This is a genomic window from Parviterribacter multiflagellatus, assembly GCF_056863265.1.
Window position 1 is genome coordinate 138,614 of the sequence record NZ_JBXPIZ010000009.1, and the last position, 23,626, is coordinate 162,239.

General features: G+C 75.0%; 22 protein-coding genes. 11 read left to right on the plus strand and 11 right to left on the minus strand.

Annotation, left to right across the window (positions count from 1 at the left end):
- The first annotated feature begins 109 nt into the window (after nucleotides 1-109).
- The 7 genes from AC1UE5_RS19720 to AC1UE5_RS19750 all read left to right on the plus strand — a co-directional run bounded on the left by AC1UE5_RS19720 (nucleotide 110) and on the right by AC1UE5_RS19750 (nucleotide 8,412).
- Nucleotides 110-1,315 (plus strand): glycosyltransferase, encoded by a 1,206-nt coding sequence (locus AC1UE5_RS19720; RefSeq protein WP_482927051.1) that lies wholly within the window; start codon nucleotides 110-112, stop codon nucleotides 1,313-1,315.
- A 41-nt stretch (nucleotides 1,316-1,356) separates the two neighbouring features.
- Nucleotides 1,357-2,769 carry a cytochrome P450 gene (locus AC1UE5_RS19725; RefSeq protein WP_482926704.1) on the plus strand — a complete coding sequence of 471 codons (1,413 nt, stop codon included), beginning with the start codon at nucleotides 1,357-1,359 and terminating at the stop codon, nucleotides 2,767-2,769.
- Between the two features lie 24 nt (nucleotides 2,770-2,793).
- The gene (locus AC1UE5_RS19730; protein ID WP_482926706.1) at nucleotides 2,794-4,185 is read left to right on the plus strand and encodes an ABC1 kinase family protein; all 1,392 of its coding nucleotides are present in this window, start codon (nucleotides 2,794-2,796) and stop codon (nucleotides 4,183-4,185) included.
- Between the two features lie 115 nt (nucleotides 4,186-4,300).
- The gene (locus AC1UE5_RS19735) at nucleotides 4,301-4,504 is read left to right on the plus strand and encodes a cold-shock protein (protein ID WP_482926708.1); all 204 of its coding nucleotides are present in this window, start codon (nucleotides 4,301-4,303) and stop codon (nucleotides 4,502-4,504) included.
- A 2-nt stretch (nucleotides 4,505-4,506) separates the two neighbouring features.
- Nucleotides 4,507-4,722: a hypothetical protein gene (locus AC1UE5_RS19740; RefSeq protein WP_482926710.1), complete on the plus strand. Its 216-nt coding sequence runs from the start codon at nucleotides 4,507-4,509 to the stop codon at nucleotides 4,720-4,722.
- A gap of 117 nt (nucleotides 4,723-4,839) precedes the next feature.
- Nucleotides 4,840-7,728: an RCC1 domain-containing protein gene (locus AC1UE5_RS19745; protein WP_482926712.1), complete on the plus strand. Its 2,889-nt coding sequence runs from the start codon at nucleotides 4,840-4,842 to the stop codon at nucleotides 7,726-7,728.
- Nucleotides 7,729-7,782: 54 nt separating this feature from the next.
- Entirely contained in the window at nucleotides 7,783-8,412 is a 630-nt protein-coding gene (locus AC1UE5_RS19750) for a glyoxalase (RefSeq protein WP_482926714.1), read from the plus strand.
- Between the two features lie 42 nt (nucleotides 8,413-8,454).
- Here AC1UE5_RS19750 and AC1UE5_RS19755 read toward each other — a convergent pair whose 3' ends face one another.
- The 5 genes from AC1UE5_RS19755 to AC1UE5_RS19775 form a co-directional block, all read right to left on the minus strand.
- The gene (locus tag AC1UE5_RS19755; RefSeq protein WP_482926716.1) at nucleotides 8,455-9,240 is read right to left on the minus strand and encodes a hypothetical protein; all 786 of its coding nucleotides are present in this window, start codon (nucleotides 9,238-9,240) and stop codon (nucleotides 8,455-8,457) included.
- Nucleotides 9,241-9,330: 90 nt separating this feature from the next.
- Nucleotides 9,331-10,101: a hypothetical protein gene (locus AC1UE5_RS19760; protein ID WP_482926718.1), complete on the minus strand. Its 771-nt coding sequence runs from the start codon at nucleotides 10,099-10,101 to the stop codon at nucleotides 9,331-9,333.
- Nucleotides 10,102-10,177: 76 nt separating this feature from the next.
- Nucleotides 10,178-11,266: a hypothetical protein gene (locus AC1UE5_RS19765; RefSeq protein ID WP_482926720.1), complete on the minus strand. Its 1,089-nt coding sequence runs from the start codon at nucleotides 11,264-11,266 to the stop codon at nucleotides 10,178-10,180.
- A gap of 30 nt (nucleotides 11,267-11,296) precedes the next feature.
- Nucleotides 11,297-14,470: a DUF8696 domain-containing protein gene (locus AC1UE5_RS19770; RefSeq protein ID WP_482926722.1), complete on the minus strand. Its 3,174-nt coding sequence runs from the start codon at nucleotides 14,468-14,470 to the stop codon at nucleotides 11,297-11,299.
- Between the two features lie 152 nt (nucleotides 14,471-14,622).
- A complete protein-coding gene (locus AC1UE5_RS19775) occupies nucleotides 14,623-15,075 on the minus strand; it encodes a hypothetical protein (protein ID WP_482926724.1) in 453 nt (150 codons plus the stop codon).
- A 92-nt stretch (nucleotides 15,076-15,167) separates the two neighbouring features.
- Between AC1UE5_RS19775 and AC1UE5_RS19780 the strand changes: the two genes are divergently transcribed.
- Entirely contained in the window at nucleotides 15,168-15,743 is a 576-nt protein-coding gene (locus tag AC1UE5_RS19780) for a TetR/AcrR family transcriptional regulator (RefSeq protein ID WP_482926726.1), read from the plus strand.
- A 1-nt stretch (nucleotide 15,744) separates the two neighbouring features.
- Here the strand turns inward: AC1UE5_RS19780 and AC1UE5_RS19785 are convergent, their stop codons facing one another.
- From AC1UE5_RS19785 to AC1UE5_RS19800, 4 genes are all read right to left on the minus strand, one after another.
- A complete protein-coding gene (locus tag AC1UE5_RS19785) occupies nucleotides 15,745-16,569 on the minus strand; it encodes a class I SAM-dependent methyltransferase (RefSeq protein WP_482926728.1) in 825 nt (274 codons plus the stop codon).
- Between the two features lie 106 nt (nucleotides 16,570-16,675).
- Entirely contained in the window at nucleotides 16,676-17,134 is a 459-nt protein-coding gene (locus tag AC1UE5_RS19790) for a hypothetical protein (protein ID WP_482926730.1), read from the minus strand.
- A 37-nt stretch (nucleotides 17,135-17,171) separates the two neighbouring features.
- Nucleotides 17,172-19,037: a hypothetical protein gene (locus tag AC1UE5_RS19795; RefSeq protein WP_482926732.1), complete on the minus strand. Its 1,866-nt coding sequence runs from the start codon at nucleotides 19,035-19,037 to the stop codon at nucleotides 17,172-17,174.
- 69 nt (nucleotides 19,038-19,106) lie between these two features.
- Nucleotides 19,107-19,868 (minus strand): DUF6159 family protein, encoded by a 762-nt coding sequence (locus AC1UE5_RS19800; RefSeq protein ID WP_482926734.1) that lies wholly within the window; start codon nucleotides 19,866-19,868, stop codon nucleotides 19,107-19,109.
- A gap of 166 nt (nucleotides 19,869-20,034) precedes the next feature.
- Between AC1UE5_RS19800 and AC1UE5_RS19805 the strand changes: the two genes are divergently transcribed.
- From AC1UE5_RS19805 to AC1UE5_RS19815, 3 genes are all read left to right on the plus strand, one after another.
- The gene (locus AC1UE5_RS19805) at nucleotides 20,035-20,418 is read left to right on the plus strand and encodes an arsenate reductase family protein (RefSeq protein ID WP_482926736.1); all 384 of its coding nucleotides are present in this window, start codon (nucleotides 20,035-20,037) and stop codon (nucleotides 20,416-20,418) included.
- 1 nt (nucleotide 20,419) lies between these two features.
- Nucleotides 20,420-21,157 carry a hypothetical protein gene (locus AC1UE5_RS19810; RefSeq protein ID WP_482926738.1) on the plus strand — a complete coding sequence of 246 codons (738 nt, stop codon included), beginning with the start codon at nucleotides 20,420-20,422 and terminating at the stop codon, nucleotides 21,155-21,157.
- 110 nt (nucleotides 21,158-21,267) lie between these two features.
- Complete coding sequence (locus tag AC1UE5_RS19815; protein WP_482926740.1) at nucleotides 21,268-22,281, plus strand: hypothetical protein; 1,014 nt, start codon at nucleotides 21,268-21,270, stop codon at nucleotides 22,279-22,281.
- A gap of 6 nt (nucleotides 22,282-22,287) precedes the next feature.
- Here AC1UE5_RS19815 and AC1UE5_RS19820 read toward each other — a convergent pair whose 3' ends face one another.
- Together AC1UE5_RS19820 and AC1UE5_RS19825 are read right to left on the minus strand one after the other, a co-directional pair.
- Nucleotides 22,288-23,010: a hypothetical protein gene (locus AC1UE5_RS19820; RefSeq protein ID WP_482926741.1), complete on the minus strand. Its 723-nt coding sequence runs from the start codon at nucleotides 23,008-23,010 to the stop codon at nucleotides 22,288-22,290.
- The gene (locus AC1UE5_RS19825; RefSeq protein WP_482926743.1) at nucleotides 23,007-23,621 is read right to left on the minus strand and encodes an RNA polymerase sigma factor; all 615 of its coding nucleotides are present in this window, start codon (nucleotides 23,619-23,621) and stop codon (nucleotides 23,007-23,009) included. Before AC1UE5_RS19825 ends, AC1UE5_RS19820 begins: the two co-directional genes overlap by 4 nt.
- Nucleotides 23,622-23,626: the final 5 nt, after the last annotated feature.

Below are 23,626 nucleotides of genomic sequence, written 5' to 3' on the forward strand. Positions count from 1 at the left end.
TCCCCGCCCTGTCTCACTTTATACCTGCATAGGGGGCTTGTTTCAAGCCCCCTGGTGTGCCGCACAATGCCTCGCCGCAAGCTGGAACCGACCGGTGGGAGCCGAGCACATGCGGGTGTTGTTGTCGACGTGGGGCGGGCGCGGAGACGTCGAGCCGATGGTGGGTCTCGCGGCGCAGCTGCGGGCGCGGGAGGCGGACGTGCGGGTGTGCGCGCCGCCGGACGAGGACTTCGAGCGGCGGCTGGCCGACGTCGGCGTGGAGCTGGTGCCGGTGGGGCCGTCGGCGCGGCTGACGGCGACGGCCAGGCCGGGCACGGCGTCGATCCCCGACGTCGCGAAGGCGATCATCGCGGGGCAGTTCGAGCTGATGCCGGCGGCGGTCGCGGACTGCGACGTCGTCGTCGCCACGGGCGCGCTGCCGGCCGCGGCGGGCGCGCTGTCGGTGGCCGAGCAGGCGGGCGTCCCCGCGGTCTCGGTCACCTTCCAGCAGCTGACGTTGCCCTCCCCCGCCCGGCGGCCGCTCGCCTACCCTGGCCGCCCGCTGCCGGCGGACGTCACGGATCCCGACGCGCTGTGGGAGTACGACCGCGAGAGCGTCGAGGTCGTGTTCGGCGAGGCGCTCAACGCGAATCGGACGGCGAACGGCCTCGCTCCCGTCGACGGCGTCCGCGACTACGTGGTCACGGACACGCCGTGGCTGGCGAGCGACCCGGTGCTCGACCCGTGGACCGGGGCGGACGGCTACGAGGTCGTGCAGACGGGCGCGTGGATCCAGCCCGATCCGCGGCCGCTCGCCCCCGCGCTGATGGCGTTCCTCGACGCGGGCACGCCGCCGGTGTACGTCGGCTTCGGGAGCATGCCGATGCACGGCGCCACCGAGCCGGCGGAGGAGGCGCTGGCGGCGATCCGCGCACACGGCCGCCGCGCGGTCCTGATGCGCGGGTGGGCCGACCTCGCCGTCGCCGAGGCCGCCGACGACTGCTTCGTCCTCCCGGAGGTCAACCAGCAGGCGCTCTTCCCGCGCGTCGCCGCGGTCGTCCACCACGGCGGCGCCGGGACGACGACCGCGGCCACGCGCGCCGGCACGCCGCAGGTCGTGGTGCCCCAGGCGGCCGACCAGCCGTACTGGGCCGCGCGAGTCGCGGAGCTCGGGGTCGGCGTCGCGCACGACGGCCCCGCGCCGACGAGCACGTCGCTGGCCGACGCGCTCTCCGTCGCGCTCGCGGCCGACACCCGCGCGCGGGCGACGGCGGTGGGCGGGATGGTGCGGCTCGACGGGACCGCGGAGGCGGCCCGGCTGCTGCTCGAACGCTGACGTTCACGAGCGCCCGCCGATCAGGCACCATGTGTCGCCAGATGACCTCCACCTTCGCGCGCAGGGGTCGTGACGCGGCGGCCGTGCTGATCGACCGGCTCCCCGAGCGGGCTGCGAAGCCCCTCGCGGAGCCGCCCGCGGGCAGCGGGCTCAGGCCGGTGATGGGCGATCCCGGGCTGCCGGTCATCGGCAGCACGCTCGGGTTCCTCCACGACCCGATCGGGATGACGCGCAAGGCGTACGACCGGTTCGGGACGGTCTACTGGGGCGCGGCGTTCGGCATCACGATGGTCGCGGTGATCGGGCCGACCGGCCTGGAGACCGTGCTCGCCAACCGCGACAAGGCGTTCTCCAACAAGGCGGGCTGGGAGGCCTTCATCGGGCCGTTCTTCGACCGCGGCGTGATGCTCATGGACTTCGAGGAGCACCGCCACCACCGCCGCATCATGCAGCAGGCGTTCAAGCGCGAGCGGCTCGTCTCGTACCTGGACGCGATGAACCCGGCGATCGAGCGCGGCATCGGCGCGTGGCGGAGCGGGCCGGACTTCAAGCTCTACGACGCGACCAAGCAGCTCACGCTCGACATCGCGACCGAGGTGTTCATGGGCGAGCAGCTCGGCGCGGAGGCCGACCGCCTCAACCGCGCGTTCATCGACTGCGTCGTCGGCGGCCAGGCGATCGTCCGTGCCGACGTGCCGGGCGGCAAGTGGCACCGCGGGCTGCAGAGCCGGCGGGTGCTGGAGGACTACTTCCGCGCGCAGATCCCGGCCAAGCGCGCGAGCGCGTCGGCCGACCTGTTCAGCGTCCTGTGCCACGCCGAGAGCGAGGACGGCGAGCGCTTCAGCGACGCCGACGTCGTCAACCACATGATCTTCACGATGATGGCCGCGCACGACACGTCGACCATCACGCTGTCGATGATGGCCTACTACCTCGCGCGCCATCCCGAGTGGCAGGAGCGGCTGCGCGAGGAGGCCGAGGCGCTCGGCAAACCGGCGATCGGCTACGAGGACCTCGACGCGCTCCCGCTCATGGACCTCGTGTTCAAGGAGACGCTGCGGATGAACGCGCCGGTCGGGATGCTCGCGCGCGAGGCGATCCGCGACACCGAGATCGACGGCTGCTTCATCCCGGCGGGGACGAAGATCACGCTCGGCATCTACGGCAGCCAGCGGATGGAGCCGTGGTGGCGCGACCCCGACACGTTCGACCCCGAGCGGTTCACGCCCGAGCGCGCCGAGGACGCCGAGCACAAGTACAAGTGGACGCCGTTCGGCGGCGGCGTGCACAAGTGCATCGGCCTGCACTTCGGCTCGATGGAGGTCAAGGCGATCCTCTACCAGCTCCTGCGCAGCCACCGGTGGACGGTGCCGGCCGGGTACGCGCCGCCGATCGACTACGGCACGGGCCCGTTCCCCGGCGACGGGCTGCCCGTCGCGCTCCAGCGCCGCTGACGGCGCCGCGTACGCTCGAAGGCGATGGCGAGCGAGACGGACGACGCCGCCGGCCCGGAGGCCGACCGGCTTCCCGCCGGCCGGCTGGCACGGACGGCGCGGGTCGGTGGGCTCGTGGCCGGGCAGTCGCTGCGCTTCGCGGGCACGCGCGCGGCGAACCGGATGCGCTCGCCCGAGCGCGCCGAGGCGGCCTCGAACCGGCGGACGGCGGCGCTCGTGGAGCAGCTCGTCGACCAGCTCGGGCAGATGCGCGGCGCGGCGATGAAGGTCGGCCAGATGCTGTCGCTCGTCGACTTCGACGGGCTGCCCGAGGAGGAGCGCGACGCGCTCCAGCAGCGCCTGGCCTCGCTGCGCGACGACGTGCCGCCGGTCCCGTTCCCCAAGCTCGAGAAGCTGCTGCGCGACGAGCTGGGCGGGCCGCTGTCGCGCACGTTCGCCGAGTTCGACGAGCGCGCGTTCGCGGCCGCGTCGATCGGCCAGGTGCACCGCGCGGTCACGCGGGACGGCGACGACGTCGTGGTGAAGGTCCAGTACCCCGGCGTGGCGGAGGCGGTCGAGACCGACCTGCGCAACGCCGGGCTCCTGCTGCCGCTGATCGGGCGGCTCGCACCCGGCCTCGACGGCAAGGCGATGCTGGCGGAGCTGCGCGAGCGGATCGGCGAGGAGCTCGACTACGAGCTCGAGGCCCAGCATCAGCGGCGGATCGAACGGCTCGTGCGGCGCGAGATGGCCGCGTTCGCGCGCGTCCCGCACGTGCACACCGACCTGTCGACGCGCCGCGTGCTCGTCTCCGAGTACGTGTCCGGCCAGCGGTTCGAGGCCGTCCGCAAGCTCGACGAGCCGGCCCGCGACGCGTACGCCGAGCGGGTCTTCCGCTTCTTCTTCTGCGTCCTGTACCGCCACGGCATCGCGCTGGGCGACCCGCACCCCGGCAACTACCTGCTGTGCGACGACGGCCGCGTGTGCTTCCTCGACTTCGGGCTGCTGCGCGACGTGCCCGCCGCGCACCTGGACGCCGAGCGCGCGCTCGCGGCGGCCGTCCGCGACGACGACGCGCCGGCGCTGAAGGCCGCGCTGGTCCGCGCGGGGTACCTGCCGGCGGAGAAGGCGGGCGAGGTCGACGCCGACTGGGCGCTGGCGATCATGCGCCCGGCGCTGCGGTGGTACGCGATCCCGGGCGTCCACCGGTTCCGCGGCGGCGGGGCGGGCCGTCCTCCCCACGCCCGCCGCAGCGAGCTGACCGAGGAGCAGCGCGCGGAGGCCAAGCACCAGGCCGAGCAGTTCACGGTGCCGCCCGCGTCGATCCTCATCCGCCGCATGCACGGCCTCGTCGCCACGGTCCTCAGCCAGCTGCGCGCGGAGGCCGACTGGGGCGGGATCGCTGCCGAGTACCTCCACCGGCCACCGGCACGCTAGGGTTCTCAGGACGGGTCGGGCGCCCCGCTCGACCGCCGCAGTGCCAGCGTTCTCGCAGTTGTTGCTTCGAAGCACCCTCCGCATTTCGCCTGCACACAACGGAGGGACGTGCCTCATGGCCACCGGAACCGTCAAGTGGTTCAACGACGACAAGGGCTTCGGCTTCATCACCCCGGACGACCAGGGGTCTGACCTCTTCGTCCATCACAGCGCGATCCAGGGCGGCGGCTTCAAGTCGCTGGACGAGGGCGCGAAGGTCAGCTTCGACGCCGAGCAGGGCCAGAAGGGGCCCGCGGCTGCCAACGTGGTGAAGCTCTGAGCATGGCCGCGAAGAAGAAGACGACCTTCGCGAAGCTCAACCGCGAGAACAAGCTGCGCGAGAAGCGGGCGACGAAGGAGATGCGCAAGGACGCCCGGCGGTCGGAGGCCGGCGACGCCGACGACTCGATCGGCGTGCCGCACGCGCACACCGACCTGACCGCGGACGTGTACGTCGACGAGAACGGCCGCGTCGTGCCTGTGGAGACCAACGCCTGAAGCCTGCCGGCGCGGGTCGCGACCCGCGCCTCGCAGTGACGCGCGCCCGCCCACCGCGGCGCGAAGAGGATCTCGTTCCCCACCTCGGCGGGCCGAGATGCGATATCCGTGTCGGCCATGTCCCGGATCGCCGTCGCGGTGCTCGTCGCCCTCCTCACTCTGGCCGCCGCCTCCCCGGCCGGCGCTGCCTCCGTCGCGACCGGCATCGTCCAGGTCGACGCGAGCCACGACCACACGCTGGCGCGCACGACGGACGGGCGGGTGCTGGCCTGGGGCGCGAACGAGCGCGGCCAGCTGGGCGACGGCACCACCGTCGACCGCTCGCGCCCGGTCGCGGTCACCGGCCTCCCGCCGAACGTCGTGGACGTCGCGGCCGGCAAGGACCACTCGCTGGCCGTCACCGCCACGGGCGCGGTCTACGCGTGGGGCACCAACGACGACGGGCAGCTCGGCGACGGCTCGTTCGACGAGCGGCACGTGCCGACGCAGGTGACCACCACGTTCCTGCCGGGCGCGACCCGTGCCCTCGGGCCCGCGCTCCCGCCGATCCGCGACGTCGAGGCGCACGGCGCGTCGTACGCGATCGCCCAGAGCGGCGACGTGTACAGCTGGGGCCTGAACACCGACGGCCAGCTCGGGATCGGCTTCAACGGCGCCACGACGGCCTCGGCCGAGTACCGCGAGCGGCCCGTGAGGATGAGCGTCGTGTCCGGCGCGGCCGAGGTCGCTGCCGGCGCGACCCACGCGCTCGTCCGCACGGAGGCCGGAGTCGTCTACGGGATGGGCGACGGCTGGCTCGGGCAGATCGGCACGGGCAGCTGGGGTGCGGACGTCCGCACCACCGACCCGGTCGCGCTCGGCTTCCCCGGCCTCGGCGGCGCGACGATCGCGCAGGTGCAGGCGGGCGAGAGCACGTCGTACGCGGTGACCAGCGGCGGTCGCGTGTACGCGTGGGGGTCGGGCGCCCACGGCGCGCTCGGGCTCGGCGCGGCGTTTGACGTGCAGGCCTCCCCCACGCTCGTCCCCACCACGAGCGCCGAGCACGTCGTGGAGGTCGTCGCCGGGGCGCAGTTCGCCTTCGCCCGCCTGACCGGCGGCGCCGTCCGGGGCTGGGGCCGCAGCGCCTCTGGTCAGCTCGGTGACGGGGTCACCGACGCGCGGCTGGGTGGCGTGGCGCTCCCGGCGCTGGCGGGCTCGGCGCAGCTCGCGGCCGGTCGCGCGCACGCCCTCGCGCTCGACGCCGCCGGCAACCTGCGCGGCTGGGGCAGCGTCGAGGAGGGCCAGGTCGGCAACGGGAAGATCCGGTTCGTCCCGACGCCCGAGCCGGTGCCCGGTGCGACCGGCGTCGCCGAGGTCGTCGCAGGCGCCGGGTACTCGCTGGCACGCACGGCCGGCGGGACCCTGCTCGCGTGGGGCGCCAACGCGGCCGGCGTCCTGGGCAACGACATGACCGCCTCGCGCGCCGCGGCGCGCCCCGTCGCAGGGCTGAGCGGCATCGTCGACGTCGCGACCGGGCAGGCGAGGACGGGCGACCCGGCCGGCGCGGGCATCCACCACGTCCTCGCCGTGGACGGCGCCGGCGAGGTCTGGGCGTGGGGCCGCAACGGGCTCGGTCAGGTCGGTGACGGGACGACCACCGACCGGCGGCGGCCGGTCTGGGTCGAGGTGCCCGGCAAGGTGGTCGCGGTCGCGGCCGGCGGTGCGCATTCGCTCGCGCTCACCGACGCCGGCGACGTGTACGCCTGGGGCGACGACACCGACCTGCAGGCAGCGGGGACCGGTGCGCCAGTGCACGCGCCGCGGAAGGTCGCCGGCCTGCCGCCCGTCGCCGAGGTCGGCGCGGGCATCGACAACTCCGTGGCGCGGACGGCCGCGGGCGCGGTGTACGTCTGGGGCAGCAACGCGCGCGGGCAGCTCGGCGGCTCCTCGAGCGTGACCGCGTCGGTCCCGGCAGCGCTCACCGCTCCGGCCGGGCTCGCGCCTGCGCAGTCGGTGGCGGCCGGCGGCGACCACGTGCTCGTCGCCGGTGCCGGTCAAAGCGTCTGGGGCTGGGGCCTGAACCACCACCTGCAGGTGGGCGCCGGCCCGGTGGGCACGACGCTCTACGCGCCGGTGCGCGTGACCGACCTCGACGGGCGCGGGGTGACCCGCCTGTCCTCCGGGCCCGGACACTCGCTGGGGATCACCGCCACCGGGGACGTGCTCGCGTGGGGGTCGAACGAGCAGCGGCAGATCGGGCACGGCGTCTTCGGGTGGGAGCGGGCGACGCCCGTCGCGCTGGCGGTCGACGCGACCGGCGTGTCGGCGGGCGCGCGGCACTCGCTCGCGCTGGGCGCCGACGGCCAGGTGTACGCGTGGGGCGACGCGGACGGCGGCGCGCTCGGGTTCGCCGTGCCGGCGTTCGTGCCCACGCCCGACAGCGAGGGCGTGGCACCGGCCGATCCCGCCGAGCCCGACCTTCCGCCGCTCCCGCCGCCCGGGAAGGGTGGCGGGGACGACGGGGGCGGTCCCCCGCCTGGCGGCGACGGCACCCCGCCCGGCGGTCCCGGCGCGCCGCCGTCCCCCACCCCGCCCGCCGCCCCGCGCGGCCCGGTCACGACGCCGCCGGCGGCCGACCGCGCCGCGCCGCGGCTCACGCTCGCGCAGCCCGCCTGCGCGCGCCGGCTGTCCGCCGCGAAGTGCCGGGCGTTCCGCCGCACCGCCGCGGCCTACCGGACGCTGCGCGGGACGGCGAGCGACCCGTCCGGCATCGCGCGGATCGAGGTCGCGGTGGCCGGAAAGGTCGGCTCGCGCTGGTACGCGGTCGCTGGCGGCAAGCTCGTGCGCCGCGCGAGTCGTGCCGCGGCGCTCCGCTCGGTCGGGCGCGCGTCGGTGCGCGGGACGGCCTGGACGGCCGGCCTCCCCACGCTCCGTCCGGGCACGTGGATCGTCCGCGTCCGGGCCGTGGACCGTGCGGGCAACGCCTCGGCCTGGGTGCAGCGCACGGTGCGGATCGCCCGCCGCTGAGACCCGTCAGGAATCGAGAAGCGAGGTCGGGCGAGCGGGCGTAGCTTCGCCGCCATGACCTCCATCGACACCATCACCATCGAGGCCGACGACCCGGCGGGCGCCCGCGAGTTCTACCGCGCGGCCTTCGGCGAGCAGCTCCCCGTGCAGGTCCGCGCCGCCGGCGAGCCGACCGACGGCTTCCGCGCCTTCACCGTGTCGCTCATCGTCGCGCAGCCCGCCGACGCCGAGGCGTTCCTCACCACCGCGATCGAGGCGGGCGCGACGGTCCTCAAGCCGGCGGCCAAGTCCATGTGGGGCTACGGCGGTGTCGTGCAGGCGCCGGACGGGACGATCTGGAAGGTCGCGACCCAGAAGAAGAAGGACAGCGGCCCCGCGCGGCGCGAGTTCCAGCACGTCGTGATCCTCCTCGGCGCCGACGACGTGTCGGCCAGCAAGCGCTTCTACGTCGACCGCGGCTTCGAGGTCGCGAAGAGCTTCCCGAAGACCTACGTCGAGTTCGCGGCCGGCGAGGGCCCGGTCAAGCTCGGCCTCTACAAGCGGCGCGCGCTGGCCAAGGACGCGGGCGTCGACCCCGCGGGGTCGGGCTCGCACCGCGTCGCCTTCGCCACTGACGCCGGCCCGTTCACGGATCCCGACGGCTTCACGTGGGAGCCCGCGAGGGCCACGGCCGGCGTGAGCTGATCGCGCGATCCCACCAGACCGCGTGGCACATGTCACGAGCGGCTAGCCGTTCTCGGCCCGCGGCTTGAGGTTGGCGACCCGCTTGAGCGTGACCTTGTACGTGAAGTTCGCGCTGGCGGTGTGGTTGGCGCCGTTGCCGAGCGCGCGCACCGTCGGGCCGTACGCCTTGTCGGCGTTGATGACGATCGTCCCTTGGCGCTTGTCGAACAGCTTCGCGACCGGCACCGGCAACCTGCCCTCCAGCTTGGGGAACGAGTCGGACGGGACCCCCTCGGGGGTGTCGAGCCGGCAGTCGTAGAAGCCGTACTTCTCGTTCGGCGCGTGCCCGCGCATCTCGCTGAACGTCACGGCGCGCGCGCCGAGCTCGAGGTCGTAGGTGAACGGGACGAGCCGGGTGCCGCAGTCACCCTTCTTGATCGGGTCCTGCCGCGGGCCGCCACACCAGCCGCCGGTGGTGCCGGTCACCCAGTGGCGCGAGCGCGTGATGACGCCCTTCGCCGACGGGTACTCGCTCTGGAGCAGGCGCTTGCGCGAGCCCTCGATGCCGAACTCGACCGTCGTCAGGCGGTTCCCGCTCCCCTCGACGAGCAGCCGCCCCTCCGACTTGCTCTTGAGCTTGAAGTCCTCGCCGCCGCGCCCCTGGACGAAGCTCTTGCCGTTGCAGTCGCCGCCGAACTCCACCCGCGGGTGGTTCCAGGAGACGGTCCGGTGCGCCTCGATCTCGACGGAGAACGTGGCCCGCGCCGCGTCGGCGGAGGCGGGCGCGAGCGCGGCGGTCAGGGCCGCGAGGGAGCCGAGCAGGGCGGCGGTGGTCTTGGGAGCAGGCATGCCGCGATCCTCGGCGGATCGCGGCGCCACGGCATCGGGGTTCCGCCGAAGGCCATCCCGGACGGGCGCGCCGGGGACCCCGGCCGACCCCTACCCGTTCTCGCTGCGCGGCTTCAGGTCGCCCACCCGGGTGAGCGTCAGCGTCCACGTGACGCCGCCGCTCGCGGTCATGTTCACGCCGGCGCCCAGCGGGAACAGCGTCGGCCCGTACTCCTGCTTGGCCTCGATCGTGATCGGCTTGCCCTTCTTGCCGAACAGCCGCGCCAGCGGGAGCTTCTGCTTGAGCTTGGGGAACGTGTCCCGGTACATCCCCCCGGGCACCGTCAGCGGGCAGTCGTAGAAGTGGTACTTCTCGCGCTCGGACGAGCCCCGCGTCTCGGTGAACCCGATCTCGCCGCCGTCGACCGTCACGCGGTAGGTGAACGGGACGAGCTTCGTGCCGCAGTCGCCGTTCTCGATCGGGTCCTGCACGGCGCCGCCGCACCAGCCGCCCGTGCGGCCGGTGACCATGCGCCGCGTGCGGGTGATGACGCTCTTGGCCTCAGGCGGGTCGCTGACCAGCGTCCGCCCCTTGCCCTCCGTGCCGAACGACGACGACGTCAGGCGCTTGGCGCTCCCTTCCAGGACGAGCCGGCCGGTGGTGCCGCTCCATAGCTTGAAGTCGTCGGAGCCGCGGCCCTCGATGTAGCTCTTGCCGTTGCAGTCGCCGCCGTTCTCGGTCCGCGGGTGATCCCAGGTGATCGTGCGGTGCGCGTCGAGCTTCACGGCGTAGGTCACCAGCCCCGGCTTGGCGTGGGCGGCGGCGGGCAGGAGGGCGACGGAGGTCAGGGCCGCGGCCGCGGCGAGGAGGGTTCTGGACATGCGGCGATCCTCGGCGCGCCGGGGACCCCGGCGCATCGGGGGGACTGCTGGTACGCCCCCCGGGGTTCCCGGGGCGTCAGCCCAGCTCGGCGAGCACGAGCGTGCGGAGCGCCACGTGGCCCTCCTCGTCGAGGACGTAGTGCGCCGTCCCGTCCTGGCCGACGACGATGCCCTCGACGCGGCGGACGTCGCCGAAGTCGTGCACGAGCTCGGTGGGCACCGAGCCGCCACGCCCGCCCGCGGCCGGCGGGAGCGTGAAGCGCACGTGCCGCGACGTCGCGTGCCCGCCGTGCGGGTGGTCCGCGAGCACCGTCGCGCCCTTGTTCTGCGCATCGAGGTCGCCCACGATCGCGTCGAAGACGTCGTCGCCGTGGGTGTGGAGCGCGCGGATGCCCGCAGGCTCCGTCGCCGTCCCGCACCCCTCCAGCACCCACACGGCGGTGCAGGCCGGCGGCGTGTCGGGGTCGGCGAACAGCGCGCCCGGGTCGTCGAGCTCGACGAGGATCGGCGCGCCGCTCGCGGTGACCGGGTAGCGGAGGCCGACGAGCAGCGAGCCGCCCGCGCGGAACTCGATGCCCTCGACGTTGATCGGGTGGTCCTCGGGGACGATCCGGCCCGCCCAGCGCTTGCCCTTCTCGGTCCCGATCGCGATCGTCGCGTCGATGTACGCGGCGCGCGACTGCTCGCCCAGCTCGAGCACCTCGACGCCGGCCGCGGCGAGCGCGTCGTTGACGGCGCGGTGGATGGCGAATCGGGTCCGCGCCACCTCCAGCGGCGCGGGCGACCCGCCGTCGACCGCGGCCAGCAGCGCGTCCTCACGCACACGCGCGATCCACGAGCGGCGGGCCGCGAGCGGCCCGCGCTTCTTGCCGAACTGCGAGCCCATCACGTAGACGAACCCGTCGCGCCGCGCGCAGGCCTCCGAGTCGTCCGTGCGGCCGTTCGCGTCGCCCGCGTCGGCGGGGACGCGGAGCGCGGACCACCCTTCGCCGTGGTCCGCGCCCGCCTCGTGGACGATCAGCGCGAGCGCCTCCTCGGCCGGCGCCTCGTCGAGCACCGTGATCAGCGCCTCGTCCCACCCCCGGGCACGCAGGGTCTCGGCGTCGAGGACCTGGCACAGGTCGGACGCCTCGTTGGGCTCGAGGTGCAGATCGGTCTCGTGCATCGCCGGGAGAGTGTGACGCCCCGCGCGGCGTCAGCCGGTGGGCGCCGCCACCTTCGCGCGGACACGCACCGCCGTCGTCCGGCCGCCGGTGGCGACCCTGACGGTGAACGTGACCGTCGTGCCTCGGCCCCGCAGGCGGCGCGCGGCCGCGCTCGGGACCCGGATGCGGACGGCGGCGCGGCCGCCGGCGCGGATCGAGCGGGCCGTCCGCACCGCGACGGTGAACCGGCGGCCGCCGATCGTGACGCGGACCTGCTTCGGCGCGGTGATGCGGCAGGCCGCGCCGCCGGCCGGGCAGACGACCGTCCCCACCGTCGCGGTCCGTGACGCGCCGAGGCGGAGCGTCGTCGACGGGCGGACGAGCGACGGCGCGCTCGCGCGCGGCTGCTGGGAGGGCACCGCGACCCCCGGGGCCGGCGTCGGCTGGGCCGCGGGCGGCGCGGGCTGCGGCTGCGGCCGCGGCGTCTCGGGCTTCGGCTCCACCTCGGCCCCGACGCGCACGACCGCGGGCGCGGACACGGCCGCCGGCCCGAGCCGGTTGTCGGCGACGAGGCGGTACGCGCTCCCGTCGTCCTCGTCGCGCGCGGTGAACGCCAGCGCGTCGCCGGTCGCGCCCGGCACGTCGGCCCAGGCGCCCTCCCCCGCCGCGCGGCGCTGCCACCGCACCGACGGCGCGGGCGTCCCGGTCGCCGCGGCGGTCAGCTCGACCCGCTCATCCGGCAGGACGCGGACGTCGCTCGGCGGCGTCGCGATGGCGGCGGGCGCCTGGCCGGTCAGGACCAGCGGCGTCCACGCGTCGCCGCTGCGGTCGTCGAACTTGTCCGCGGCGCCACCGGTGCCGGCGAGGCGCAGGAACGCGCCGACGCCGTGGACGTCGCCTGGCTGCAGCGTGCCGGCCGGGATCGTCAACGCCACCGAGAACCAGCCGCCCGAGTCCTCCAGACGGCCCTGGTAGAGCTGGCCGAAGCGCGAGTCGCTGGACGTCGCGAGCCAGTCGCGGTGCGCGGTCTGCCCCGGCTGCCAGCCCTCGGTGGTGAACACGCCGAGGTCGAGCGCGTACCCGCCGGTCCCCGCCGGGGAGTCCGGGATGGTGAAGCCCGCGCCGACGACGGTGAGCGTCGTGGCCTTCGCCGGGTCGATCGGCGCGGCCGGAGCGACCGCGAGCTGCGGCTCGCCGGTCGCCGGGACGACCGTCAGCCGCGCGGTGCTCGACGTCACCGTGTCGCCGTCGGCGTTGCGCGCGACGAGCCGGTACAGCGCGCCGTCGAGCGACGCCGGCACGGACGCGACGGTGAAGTCGTCGCCGGCGGCCGTGCCGGAGGACGACCAGTCGACGCCGCTCAGCGCCGTCCACGTGCGCCCATCGTCGGTGCTGACCTGCACGCCGTAGTCGGCCTGCACCGGCGCGGGGTGCCCGGTGGCGCGGCCGTGCAGCTCGATGCGGCTGCCGGCGATCGTGATCGCGTCCTGCGGCTGGACGGTGAACGCGAGCGCCTGGTACGGCTTCGTGGTCAGGCGCAGCGCGCTGCTGGTGACCGTGCCGTCGGCGTTGGTGGCGCGGACGCGCACGTACGCGCCGTTCCACCCCGCGGTGATCGCGCTGAGCGTCAGCGTCTCGGTCGTCGCGCCCGCCACGCCGGAGGCCGCGTCGTCCTGGATCGCCGTCCACGTCCCGGTCGGGCTGGACGCCCGCTCCCACTGCAGGCTCGTCGCGCCCTCGACGTCGGTCGTCACGGTGACGTCGCGGCCCTCGACGAACGGCGGCGCCGTCGTCGTGTCCGGACCGGCGAGGACGTCCGGGACCTCCGCGATGGCGGGCGCCGCCGCGTACTGCGCGGTGAACGGGTACGGCGGCTTGTCCGGGTCGGCGGACAGCCCGCTGGTGTGCCAGTAGCTCGACAGCTCGGTCTCGTAGTGGAAGTCGACGAACGACTGCGGCCAGGAGCCCCAGCTCGCGTTGCCGGCCTTGACCACGTCCGCGATCGCCGACGTGCTCGACCGCACGCCGTCGACGAGCGGGAAGTAGTCGACGCCGGCGAAGTCCGGGCGCACGACGACGCCGTCGGCCGTCACCTCGACGTCGGGGAAGGTGGCGACGACGACCTCGCGCGGCGGGACGTCGAACGGGTTCGTCGGGTCGGTGCGGTCGGCGCCCTTGCCGCCCGCCGTCGCCTTCAGCGTGCCGGTGCCGTCGGCCGCGACGGTCAGCTCCGGGTCCTCCAGGTACCACGGCACGAGCCCGCTGTAGCCGTTCGCCGTGAACGCGCCGTCCCAGCTGATCGTCGCCTCCCCGGTCGCCGGATTGGCGGTGCCGGTGCCCTCGGTGAAGAGGACGCGCTGGCCGAGCGTGTTGGCGCCGCCGTCGTTCGCGCACTTCGTGCCCTCGGAGACCGACACGAGCCCGGTCGCGGTGCGGTGGACGATGCGGACGTCGCCCTCCGCGCCGTCGAAGCCGGTGGTCTTGCCGGCCGAGAAGAAGTTGCACCCGTTGCCGGCGGGGTTGCCGCCCTGGTAGATCGCGTTGATCCCCCACTCCAGGCTGGCGTGCGCGACGGGCTCGGCGGTCCCGGTGAGGGGCCGGACCGTCAGCGTCGCGGCGGCCGAGGTGGCCGGCTCGCCGACGGTGCTCCGCACGACGACGCGGAAGCGCGCACCGTCGTCGGCGACGGCCGGGCGCAGGTCGAGCCGCGCCGCGGTGGCGCCCGGGATGCCGTCCCAGGTCGCGCCGTCGTCGTCGCTGCGCTCCCACTGGTAGGTGAGCGTCCCCTGGCCGCGCGCGGTGACCTCGAACCGCGCCGGGCGGCCCGCGAGCACGCTGGCGTCCTGCGGCGCGGTCACTATCCGCGCGCTCCCGTCGCCGACGACGAGCATCGCGGTGCGCGTCCTGAGGATCTTCCCGCCGGCGAGGTACGTCGCGTAGAACTGCGCGCCGTCGTCCGCCTCGGTCGCGACGAGGCTGTAGGTGCCGTCGGGGTTCCAGGACTTGACGCGCACGTCCGCCGGGGACGCGACCCGGTACCACTCGTACATGAACGCGCCGGGCGCGCTGGTCGTGAAGGTCGCGGTCTCGCCGGGCCGGACGGTCACGTCGGCGGGCTGGACGACGTCGTCCGCGACCGCGCTCGCGGCGCCGGCGCTCATCAGCGCGACGACGGCGAGGGCGATCGCGGTCACGAACGCGGCCAGGGACCGGTGCTGCGCCATGAAGCTCTCCTTGCGTGCAGGGGCCGGCGCGTCGCGCGAGGCGACGGCGGCGTCAGGGTGGGTTCGAGGAGCCGGCGGCGTGGGACGGAGCCGTCGACTTAGGGCACCCTAACACGCAAGTGGGACAGCGCGCACCCAGACGCGTACGCGGCTCAGTGGCGGTGGCCGGTGTACTCGTCCTTGCGCCACAGCATCACGCCGAACATCGCCGCGAACATCGCGACGTGCTCGAGCACCATGACGCCGTGCAGGTCGTCGCTGACGCCCGCGATCAGGACGGCCATCGCGACCATGGTCGGCACGAGCATCGCCGCGGACATCTCGCCCGTCACCCGCCAGCCGTGGCGGCGCACGCGCATCCACGCGGCCATCGGGGCGGTCATGGTCACGCCCATCATGAGCATCACGAGCTCGGGCGCGCGGTCGTCCCAGGTGCCGGGCGTCGCGCCGGCCAGCTCCAGGGCCGCGGTGAGCGGCGGGTGCAGCAGCACCATGCCGACGAGCATGACGACGACCATCTCGGCGTAGTGGCGGGCGAAGGTCCCCCACCCGGAGGCGCTGCGGCGGCGGGTGACGGTGCTGGTGATCTCGGAGGAGGATGACATGGCGGCTGCTCCTAACGCGATGATGTTCGCTTTAGACGCGACCGTACTCCTCTCGTTGCTAACGCGCAAGCCCTCGCGTTAAGGTTGGGAGAATGGCGACCGACCAGGAGCCCCGCCGCCGTCCAGGAGGCCGCTCGGCGCGCGTGCGCGCACAGGTCCACGACGCGGTCGTGGCGCTGCTGACCGAGCAGCGGTGGGACGAGGTCACGATCCCGCTCGTCGCCGAGCGCTCAGGCGTGCACCAGGCGACGATCTACCGCCGCTGGGGCACCGTCGCCGCGCTGGCCGACGACGTCGTGACGGCGCGGCTGGGCGAGCTCGCGCCGATCCCCGACACGGGGACGCTGCGCGGGGACCTGGAGGTGGCGGCGGAGCGGTTCGCAGAGGCGATCGCCGGCCCGCTCGGCCAGGTCTTCCTGCGTGCGGCGGCGCTCGCCGAGCCGTCGGAGGACGGCGCGCCGGTCGCGATCCAGACCCGCTCCGAGCAGCTCCAGGCGATGCTCGACCGCGCCGCGGCCCGCGGCGAGAAGACGCCGACGCTGGTCGAGCTGCTCGAAGGCGTCACGGCGCCGCTGTACTTCCACGGCCTCCTGTTCGGACGGCCCGCGGACGCCGCACACGCCCGCGAGCTCGTCGACCGGCTGCTGGTCTACGTCGAGGCGCGCTGACTCAGCGCCGCGTCCCGACCCACACCAGGTACTCCATCTCGAACCGCGCCGCGTCCGGCGTGCCGCGGTTCCACTCCTCGGTGAACGCGTTCAGGCCACGGTCGAGCTCGTCGACCACGCCGTTGCGCTCGGCGTTCGCGCGGGCGGCGATCGTCGGGCCGTAGCGGTCCTTGAAGTGCGTCGCGTAGTCGTGCGGGTGCGCGAACGCGGTCACCTCGAGCACGTCGCGCTCCTGCGAGACGGGCGCGACGCGGTCGCCGAAGAGCTCGGCGACATGGGCCGCAGAGCCCCAGCGCGGCGGCGGCGTGGCGCCGGGCGGCGGCGCCGGCATGTACGGGCCCATGAGGCGGAAGAGCCCGCCGATCATCCCCTCGGGCGTCCAGTTCAGCATCGCGATCCGGCCGCCCGGCCGGCACACGCGGACGAGCTCGTCGGCGACCTCCTGGTGGTGCGGGGCGAACATCGCGCCGATCGACGACATCACGACGTCGAACTCGCCGTCGGCGAACGGGAGCCGCTCGGCGTCGCCCTCGACCCACTCCAGCGCGAGCCCGGCCTCCTCCGCGCGGCGGCGGCCGACGTCGAGCAGCTCGGGCGTGAGGTCGCTCGCGACGACGTCCGCACCGGCCGCGGCGGCGGGGAGCGAGGCGTTGCCGGTCCCGGCGCCCACGTCGAGCACACGCATGCCGGGCACGATCCCGGCGGCGGCGACGAGCCGCGGCCCGAGCGGCAGCAGGAACGTCTCGACCATCGACGGGTAGTCGCCCGACGCCCACATCTTGCGGTGGCGGGTCTTGAGCTCCTGATCAGCGGCGGTGGTGGCCACGAGGCTGCCTCCTGGTTGCGGTTTCACCGGGCCGACCCGACAGGCCTGGGACTACCGTCCGCTTACCGCGGCAGCTTCGCGGGAGGCTCCGGAAACCGGCGCGCCGTCAGCCGTCGCACGCGTCCAGGCCAGCCGCCTTGGCGGCCTCGTCCAGCTCCTTCGTGAGCCGCTCGCCCTCGGCCGACGCGCGCTCGGCGGCCGCGGTGTCGCCGTCGCGCAGCGCGTCGCCGTACCGCGTCAGCGCCTCGCGCACCTGGTCGCTGCGGTCGAGGAACCGGTCGAGCTGCGCCTCCGACGCCTCAGGGCCGTCGAGGTCCCCGAGCTCGTCGAGCGCCCGCTCGACCTCCTTCGCGGCCTCCGACGTCGCGCGACCCATGGCGACGGGGTCGTCGCGGTCCACGCCGTCGAGCGCCCGCTCGTTCTTCGCCGCCAGGTCGCGGCAGATCGCGTTCGCCCGCTCGCGGAACGCCGTCGCCGACAGCTCCTCGCCGCCTCCATCGCCGCCGCAGCCGGCCGCCAGCACGGCCACCGCCGCGGCGACCACCACCCCTGTCGTCACCCGCACGCGGCGCATCCTAGGACGCGCCGCGTGGGGAGGGTGACTAGTCCGCGAGCGCGTCCGGCGGGGCCGCGGTCCGCTCGAACCGCACGGTGCCCGACCAGTCGACCGCGTGCGTGCAGTCGAAGTCGCCGTTCACCGCGCCGCCGTGGCACGGCTTGATCGGCCGCGTCGGCTTCACCGGCAGCTCGATGACGTCGCGCGAGGCGAGGTCGGCGGCGGACACGCGCACGTCGGCGGTCATCGCGTCGGCCACCCCGTCGTTCCACACGAGCGTGTCGTCGAACGTCCCGCATTGGGCGCCGTCGTTGACGTCCTGGACGAGGAAGAACGGGACCACCGCGACGTCGTAGCCGTCACCGCGCTGGCGCACCTCCAGCCGGCCGATCTGGTTCGCCGGGTCGGGCGTGCCGGAGCACGTCTGGTTGCCGCCGCCGTCGAGCCGCCGGCCGTTCAGGGTGCCGGTGAGCGCGACGCTCTCGCTCCCCCAGTAGCCGAGCTGCTCGGTACCGACGTAGCCGGGGAACCGCGCGGGCTGCATGACGGTGGTGAACTGCAGCTCCATGTCGCTCCACAGCTGCGGGTACGGCAGGCCGCGCGGCTCGTAGCGCTGGTAGTGGGCCGCGCCGGCGAACGTCACCTTGAACCACCGCTTGGCGGCCGTGCCCTTGGCGGTGTGCGTGCCGAGCGCCCGGCCGCGCTTGGAGAGCGCGACGACCTTGAACGTCTCGAACGCCTTCTCGGGCACCTGGTTCGGCGCGGTGTAGGTCACCGTCGCCGTGGTGGTGCCGGTCGGCGGGCCGACCGCGCCGTCGACGGGCGTCAGGTCGTACGAGGCCGCGACCTCCGCGCCGTCCTTGGCCTTCACGGCGACACGGACCGGGAGCTTCTCGCCGCCCGCGATCTCCTTGCCCTGCGGGGAGAGGTCGACGGTGAGGCACGCGGCCTGGTCGTACCAGACCTTCTCGGCCTCGAGCAGCGCGTCGGCGGCCGCCTTGCCTGCGGTGTGCGTCTGGCGCGCGGCGACGAACCCGGCCAGCTCGACCTGCGCGTTGAAGACGGCGTCCGTGGTGCCGTTGATGCCCCACGCCCCGAGCGTCGGCTTGGCCGGCGCCGCGCCGCCGCGGCGCGGATCGAGCCCGGCCTGCGCGGTCGTGACGCGGATCGTCGCGCCCGGGTAGTAGCCGACGAGCTTGCCGCCCTGGCGTGCCTCGGAGCGCACGAGCCCGGTGCCGGTGCCCTTGGCGTCGTACGTCGTCACGCGCGCGTCGCCGCCGACGTGGGCGGTCAGCTCGAGCTCGGACGAGACCTCGCTGCGGATGCTCGCGGACAGGTCGCCCTTCGTCGCGGTCATGACGTACTTGAAGGTCCACTTCCACGTGCCCCTTACGGTGCCGTCGGCGCGCGGGCAGGTCTCCCACGTCAGGCACTCGGTCTCGGCGACATCGACCCTCCCGCCGTTCTCGGACGCGGAGGTCTCGAAGTTGCTGCCGCCCGGCGCGCACGCGCCGCCCGCCGCCTGCGCGGCCCGCGCCTTGACGCCGCGCGTCTTCGCGACGACCGCGCGGTCGAGCTTCTTCAGCGTGGCGAGGGGGAACCTGGAGCGCAGCCGCTTGGGCAGCTTCGCGCGCAGCTCGGCGGGAGTCGGAAGGAGCTTGCGCACGGCGGTCGTGGTCGCCGCCGGCTTGCGTCCGACGCCGGGCAGCGTGCGGCACCGCGTCGTCGTCTTCGCCTTCTTCGCGACCCGCTTGCCGCTCGTCTTCTTGGCCTTCACCGGCACACGCACGGCGACCTGGCCGGCCTTGCAGGTCGTGGTCTTCTTCGTGCCGGCCGCGTGCGCGGCGCCCGGCGCGATCAGCAGCGCCACGGCGAGCAGCGCGGCGAGCACGAGGGGCGGGATCGATCTCATGCCGGCGAGTCTCGGCGCAGACCCGCCGGCGTACATCGGGGACTCCCCCGAACCGGCGCGCGCCGTCCGCTACTTGAAGAACAGCCCGGCGCGCAGCTCCCGCTCGGTGTAGCCGCCGTGCACCTCGCCCTCGCGCAGGTAGCGGTAGAGCACGAGCGCGAACAGCCGCTCGACGGTGATCGCGAGGAAGGTCGACACCGCGAGCAGCGTCGCGCCGATCGCCACGCAGAGCAGCCCGATGCTCGATGCGCCTGTCGCGAGCCCGAAGCACAGCGCGACCGCGGCCGGGACCGTCAGGACGATGGTGAAGAACGTGATCGACAGGTAGCCGATCGCCGACTCGCCCCACGCGTCGCGGAACGCGCGCGCCGAGCGCACCGCCGCGGCCTTCGGGCCGGCCCCCTCGATGACGATGATCGGGATCGCGAACAGCGTCGCCAGCGACCACGCCGCCCCGAGCACCCACGACGCGATCGTCCCCACGCCCGGGATCCACTCCGACAGCGCGTCCAGCGCCGCGCCGACGCCCGCGGCCAGCAGCGACCAGCCGGCGATCTGCGGCAGCCGTCGGTTCGCGACCGCGAAGCTCTCCCGCACGGTCAGGCGCTGGCCGTCGATGCACGCGTTCGCAGCGGCCAGCATCGCGACGGAGAAGTAGATCGTCACGAAGAGGAACGGGAACGCGACCACGGCGCTGCCCGCCACGAGGACGATGCGGTCGCCGGTCGAGACCCACCACGCCATCACGGGCCCGAACAGGACCACGAACGCGACCACCCACGCCGCGAACGCCGCGGCGCCCGTGGCCTTCATCGCCGGTGTCCGCGACATCAGCCGCCACGCCGCGCCGAGCGCGTCGATGCTCCGCTCCCACCGGCCTTCGCTCTCTGCCCGGTCACGTGCCGGGCTCCATGGATGTGCCCCCATGCAAGGTTCGCTTCCCGGTCAGGACCCGTGGTACACGCGAAGTCCGGCGCAACGCCTACCATCCGCGCCGATGCCCGACTCCCCCACGCTCACGCTGCTGCACAACCCGCACTGCTCCACGTCCGTCCACGCCCTCGACGCGCTCGAGGCCGCCGGGCACGAGGTCACGGTGCGCAAGTACCTGCTCGTCGCGGAGCGGCTGAACGCGGCCGAGCTGCGCTCGCTGGCCGAGCGCCTGCAGGGCGATCCGCCGGACGCCCTGATCCGCCGCGACGCGCAGTACAAGGCGCTCGGGCTGCAGGCCGACGGGCTCGGGATCGACGAGGTCGTCGCGATCCTCACCGAGCACCCCAAGCTCCTCCAGCGCCCGATCCTCGACGACGGCACGCACGCGATGATCGGCCGCCCGCGCTCGCGCGCTGCCGCCTGGGCCGAGGCCGGCCGGGTGGTGTGAGATGGCGCCCGGGCGACGTGCGCGCAAGGACCGCTTCAAGGTCTTCATCGGGTGCGCGATCGGCTCGGTGCTGCTGAGCATCCTCGTCTTCACCGACGAGGAGTCGAACCCGAACCCGGACGACCGCCTCGCGGGCGGCATCCTCATGCTCGTCGTCGCCCTCGCGTTCGTCGGCGCGGCGGTCTGGCAGCGTCGCGCCCTGCGCGCCGCCCCGCCGTCCCCGTCCACTCCGGCGCCGGCGGCTCCCGCGGGGGCCCGGCCGCCGCACCTGGAGCCGACGCTCCTCGCGCAGTGGCAGGAGGTGCGGCCCGACGCGCTCGGCCCCGCCCCGTACGACCGCTACGCCGCGTGGGCGGAGCCCAAGGGCGACCTGGTCGAGCTCCAGCTCCTGCGGTGCGCCCCGACGAGCGAGCGGCTGGAGCCCGCGCACTTCGCCGCGCTGGAGCGCCGCATCGTCCGCACGGTCGATCCGACGTCGATCGAGGACGCCGCGGCCGCGATGGCCAAGTTGCGCGAGGACGCCGCCCGCCGCGAGGAGGAGGCCCGAGCCGCGCAGGCCGACGCGGCCAGCGCCGCCGAGCAGGCGGCCCGCGACGCGGCGCTCCGCAAGGTCGACGCCGCCGCCGAGCAGTACCAGCGCGAGCGCGAGCAGGAGATGCTCCGCCAGCTCGCCGCGGAGGAGGCGCAGGAGCGCCGGACGCAGGCCGAGGTGGTCGCCGAAGCGCTCCGCAGGCCCTAGCCCGCGACGCGCGTCGACCGGCCGGCCGCGCCGGGCCGCGGGCGCCCGTCGGCCAGGCGGCGCAGGTCGCTTGCATCGGCGCGCGCCGGTCTGAGAGGCTCGCCCACCGGATGGGCGACGTGACGTACTACACGCTCGCTGACGAGCGGTTCGCGCTCGGCACCACGGCGATGATCGCGTCGCTGCGGCTGACCGGGCACACCGGCGAGGTCGTCGTCCTGGACGCCGGGCTCAACGACGTGCAGCGGGAGCGGATCGCCGCCCAGGCGACGATCGTCCCGGTCCCGCCCGAGGTCCGCGACGCGGGCCCGCTCGCCAAGCCGTACAGCCGTGTCGCCGGCCGCGAGGGGATCTTCGTGTGGATCGACTCCGACGTCCTGGTCACGCGGTCGCTGCGGCCGGTGATCGAGCAGGCGCGTGCCGGGCGCGTGGTCAGCGCGCGGGTCGAGCACGAGGATGAGGCGCGGCGGGTCTTCCCCGAGTGGGAGCAGCTGCTCGGGCTCCAAGCGCCCGTCCGCCGCGGCGAGACCTACCTGTGCAACGGCCTCATCGCGTTCGACACCTACCGGTGGCCGCAGCTGCTCGACCGGTGGTGGGAGACCGGGCAGCGCATTCCGCCCGGCACGCTCTTCACCGGCGAGCCGCACGTGTCGCCGCTGTGGGCACAGGACCAGGACGCGTTCAACGCGCTGCTGATGAGCGAGATCCCCGCCGGCGTCGCGGCCGCGCTGGGCGAGGCGGAGATGGCCTTCCGCTCCCACCTGGAGTCCGCGCGGGTCGACGACGCGCGGACGCTCGCCTGCTCGTACCGTGGCCGCCCGATCACGCTGATCCACCTCTCGTGGCGGCCCAAGCCGTGGCTGCCCGAGGGCCGCGAGCAGGCGCGCGCGGACGTCTACCACCGCCTCGTGCCACGCGTGCTGTTCGCGGACGACGCGCCGATCCCGGTGCCGCGCGAGGAGGTCGTCCCGTGGCTGCGCGGCGGGCTGACCGGCCGGCGGGCGATCGCCGCCGCGACCGCCCGCCGCACCACCCGCGGCGCGGCGCGGACCGTGCTCAGGAGCCTCCCGCGCCCGGTCCAGCGCCGCGTCGACGCGCTCCGCGGCACCACCGCCGCGGGCTGAGCGCGCTCAGCCGTCGCGCTCCACGAGCGACGGCCCGGTGTCGCTCGGGGCCTCACCCGGCGCCTGCGCGGGCACCGGGGCGCGCTGCGCCTCGCCCGCCGCTGCGCCGCTGGGCGGACGCGCGGGCGTCGTCGCCGGGACCGTCTCGCACGGGCCGACCGCGCCCTGCGCCACCGCCAGGCCGACGGAGTTCGCGCCGGCCGGCCCGGTGCTCGTCGTGATGACGAGCGTCTGGCCCTCCGCGACGGGCCGCACGGTGAACCGCGTGGCTTCGCCGCCGCGCTGGACCTGCGACGACTGGCCCATCACGGACGCGGCAGGCGTGGCCGGCTCGCTGTAGCGGCCGGGCTTGCACGCCTTGCCCTCGGGCAGGTACTCGACCTCGGCGTTGACGCCCTCCGCCCGCAGCGCGCGCTCGAGCCCGTCCGCGTCGGTGAGCGACCGGATCTCCACCGTCACGCTGCCGTCGTCCTGCGGCTCGACCGCGAACGCGTCCGGCGTCCCGCTGCCGCCGGTCGCCAGCGCGAGCGCGACCGCCGCGACGGTCAGCCCGCCGCCGGCCAGCGCCAGCCGGGGCACGCGCCGCCGCGCCCCGCCGCCGTCGCCGCCGTCGCCCGCGACCCGTCCCGGGCGCCCCGCAGGCGCCTCAGCGGCGTCGCGCCGCGCCTCCACGTGCGCCCGCAGCTCCCGCAGCAGGCGATCCTCGAACCGCTCGTCCTGCACCGTCATGACGCCACCTCCAGCGCTCGTCCGTCCCGCGCCGCCGCCGGCGCGTCCTCATCCAGCACCGCGCGCAGCGCCCGCCGCGCCCGGTGCAGTCGCACCCGCGCCGCCGCCGGCCGGATGCCCAGCGCCGCCGCGGCGTCCGCCACGGACAGCTCGTCAAGCGCGACCAGCTCCAGCACCGCGCGTGAGCGGTCCGGCAGCCCGTCCATCGCCGCGTAGAGCGCCCGCGCCCGCGCGGCGTCGTCCAGCCGCGCGTCCAGCCGCGCGACGTCGTCGTCGTCGAGCAGCCGCCGCCCGACGACCTGCGCCGTCGCCCTCCGCTCGCGCCCCTGGCGGCGCCGGTCCGAGGCGACGACGTTGCGCGCCACCCCGTACAGCCATGCGCCCGCGTTCCCGCGCCCGGCCCGGTAGCTCGCCGCCGACTCGATCGCCGCGACGAACACGTCCGCGGTCAGGTCCGCGACGCGCTCGCGATCGTCGACGCGACGCGCGACGAAGCGCTGCACCGCCTCCACGTGCTGGCGGTAGAACGCCTCGAAGGCGTCCGGGTCGGTCGCGATCGCGCGCACGTCCCCGCTGGTGCTGCCGGGCGGTCCCGGCCCCGTTGCTCTCATGCCCG

Coding starts and splice junctions, on each gene's coding strand:
- AC1UE5_RS19735 (WP_482926708.1), top strand. CDS start 4,301: ATGGCCACCGGAACCGTCAAGTGGTTCAACGACGACAAGGGCTTCGGC.
- AC1UE5_RS19730 (WP_482926706.1), top strand. CDS start 2,794: ATGGCGAGCGAGACGGACGACGCCGCCGGCCCGGAGGCCGACCGGCTT.
- AC1UE5_RS19820 (WP_482926741.1), bottom strand. CDS start 23,010: ATGACGGTGCAGGACGAGCGGTTCGAGGATCGCCTGCTGCGGGAGCTG.
- AC1UE5_RS19815 (WP_482926740.1), top strand. CDS start 21,268: ATGGGCGACGTGACGTACTACACGCTCGCTGACGAGCGGTTCGCGCTC.
- AC1UE5_RS19745 (WP_482926712.1), top strand. CDS start 4,840: ATGTCCCGGATCGCCGTCGCGGTGCTCGTCGCCCTCCTCACTCTGGCC.
- AC1UE5_RS19805 (WP_482926736.1), top strand. CDS start 20,035: ATGCCCGACTCCCCCACGCTCACGCTGCTGCACAACCCGCACTGCTCC.
- AC1UE5_RS19750 (WP_482926714.1), top strand. CDS start 7,783: ATGACCTCCATCGACACCATCACCATCGAGGCCGACGACCCGGCGGGC.
- AC1UE5_RS19800 (WP_482926734.1), bottom strand. CDS start 19,868: ATGTCGCGGACACCGGCGATGAAGGCCACGGGCGCCGCGGCGTTCGCG.
- AC1UE5_RS19725 (WP_482926704.1), top strand. CDS start 1,357: ATGACCTCCACCTTCGCGCGCAGGGGTCGTGACGCGGCGGCCGTGCTG.
- AC1UE5_RS19825 (WP_482926743.1), bottom strand. CDS start 23,621: ATGAGAGCAACGGGGCCGGGACCGCCCGGCAGCACCAGCGGGGACGTG.
- AC1UE5_RS19795 (WP_482926732.1), bottom strand. CDS start 19,037: ATGAGATCGATCCCGCCCCTCGTGCTCGCCGCGCTGCTCGCCGTGGCG.
- AC1UE5_RS19760 (WP_482926718.1), bottom strand. CDS start 10,101: ATGTCCAGAACCCTCCTCGCCGCGGCCGCGGCCCTGACCTCCGTCGCC.
- AC1UE5_RS19810 (WP_482926738.1), top strand. CDS start 20,420: ATGGCGCCCGGGCGACGTGCGCGCAAGGACCGCTTCAAGGTCTTCATC.
- AC1UE5_RS19720 (WP_482927051.1), top strand. CDS start 110: ATGCGGGTGTTGTTGTCGACGTGGGGCGGGCGCGGAGACGTCGAGCCG.
- AC1UE5_RS19755 (WP_482926716.1), bottom strand. CDS start 9,240: ATGCCTGCTCCCAAGACCACCGCCGCCCTGCTCGGCTCCCTCGCGGCC.
- AC1UE5_RS19780 (WP_482926726.1), top strand. CDS start 15,168: ATGGCGACCGACCAGGAGCCCCGCCGCCGTCCAGGAGGCCGCTCGGCG.
- AC1UE5_RS19740 (WP_482926710.1), top strand. CDS start 4,507: ATGGCCGCGAAGAAGAAGACGACCTTCGCGAAGCTCAACCGCGAGAAC.
- AC1UE5_RS19765 (WP_482926720.1), bottom strand. CDS start 11,266: ATGCACGAGACCGATCTGCACCTCGAGCCCAACGAGGCGTCCGACCTG.
- AC1UE5_RS19775 (WP_482926724.1), bottom strand. CDS start 15,075: ATGTCATCCTCCTCCGAGATCACCAGCACCGTCACCCGCCGCCGCAGC.
- AC1UE5_RS19770 (WP_482926722.1), bottom strand. CDS start 14,470: ATGGCGCAGCACCGGTCCCTGGCCGCGTTCGTGACCGCGATCGCCCTC.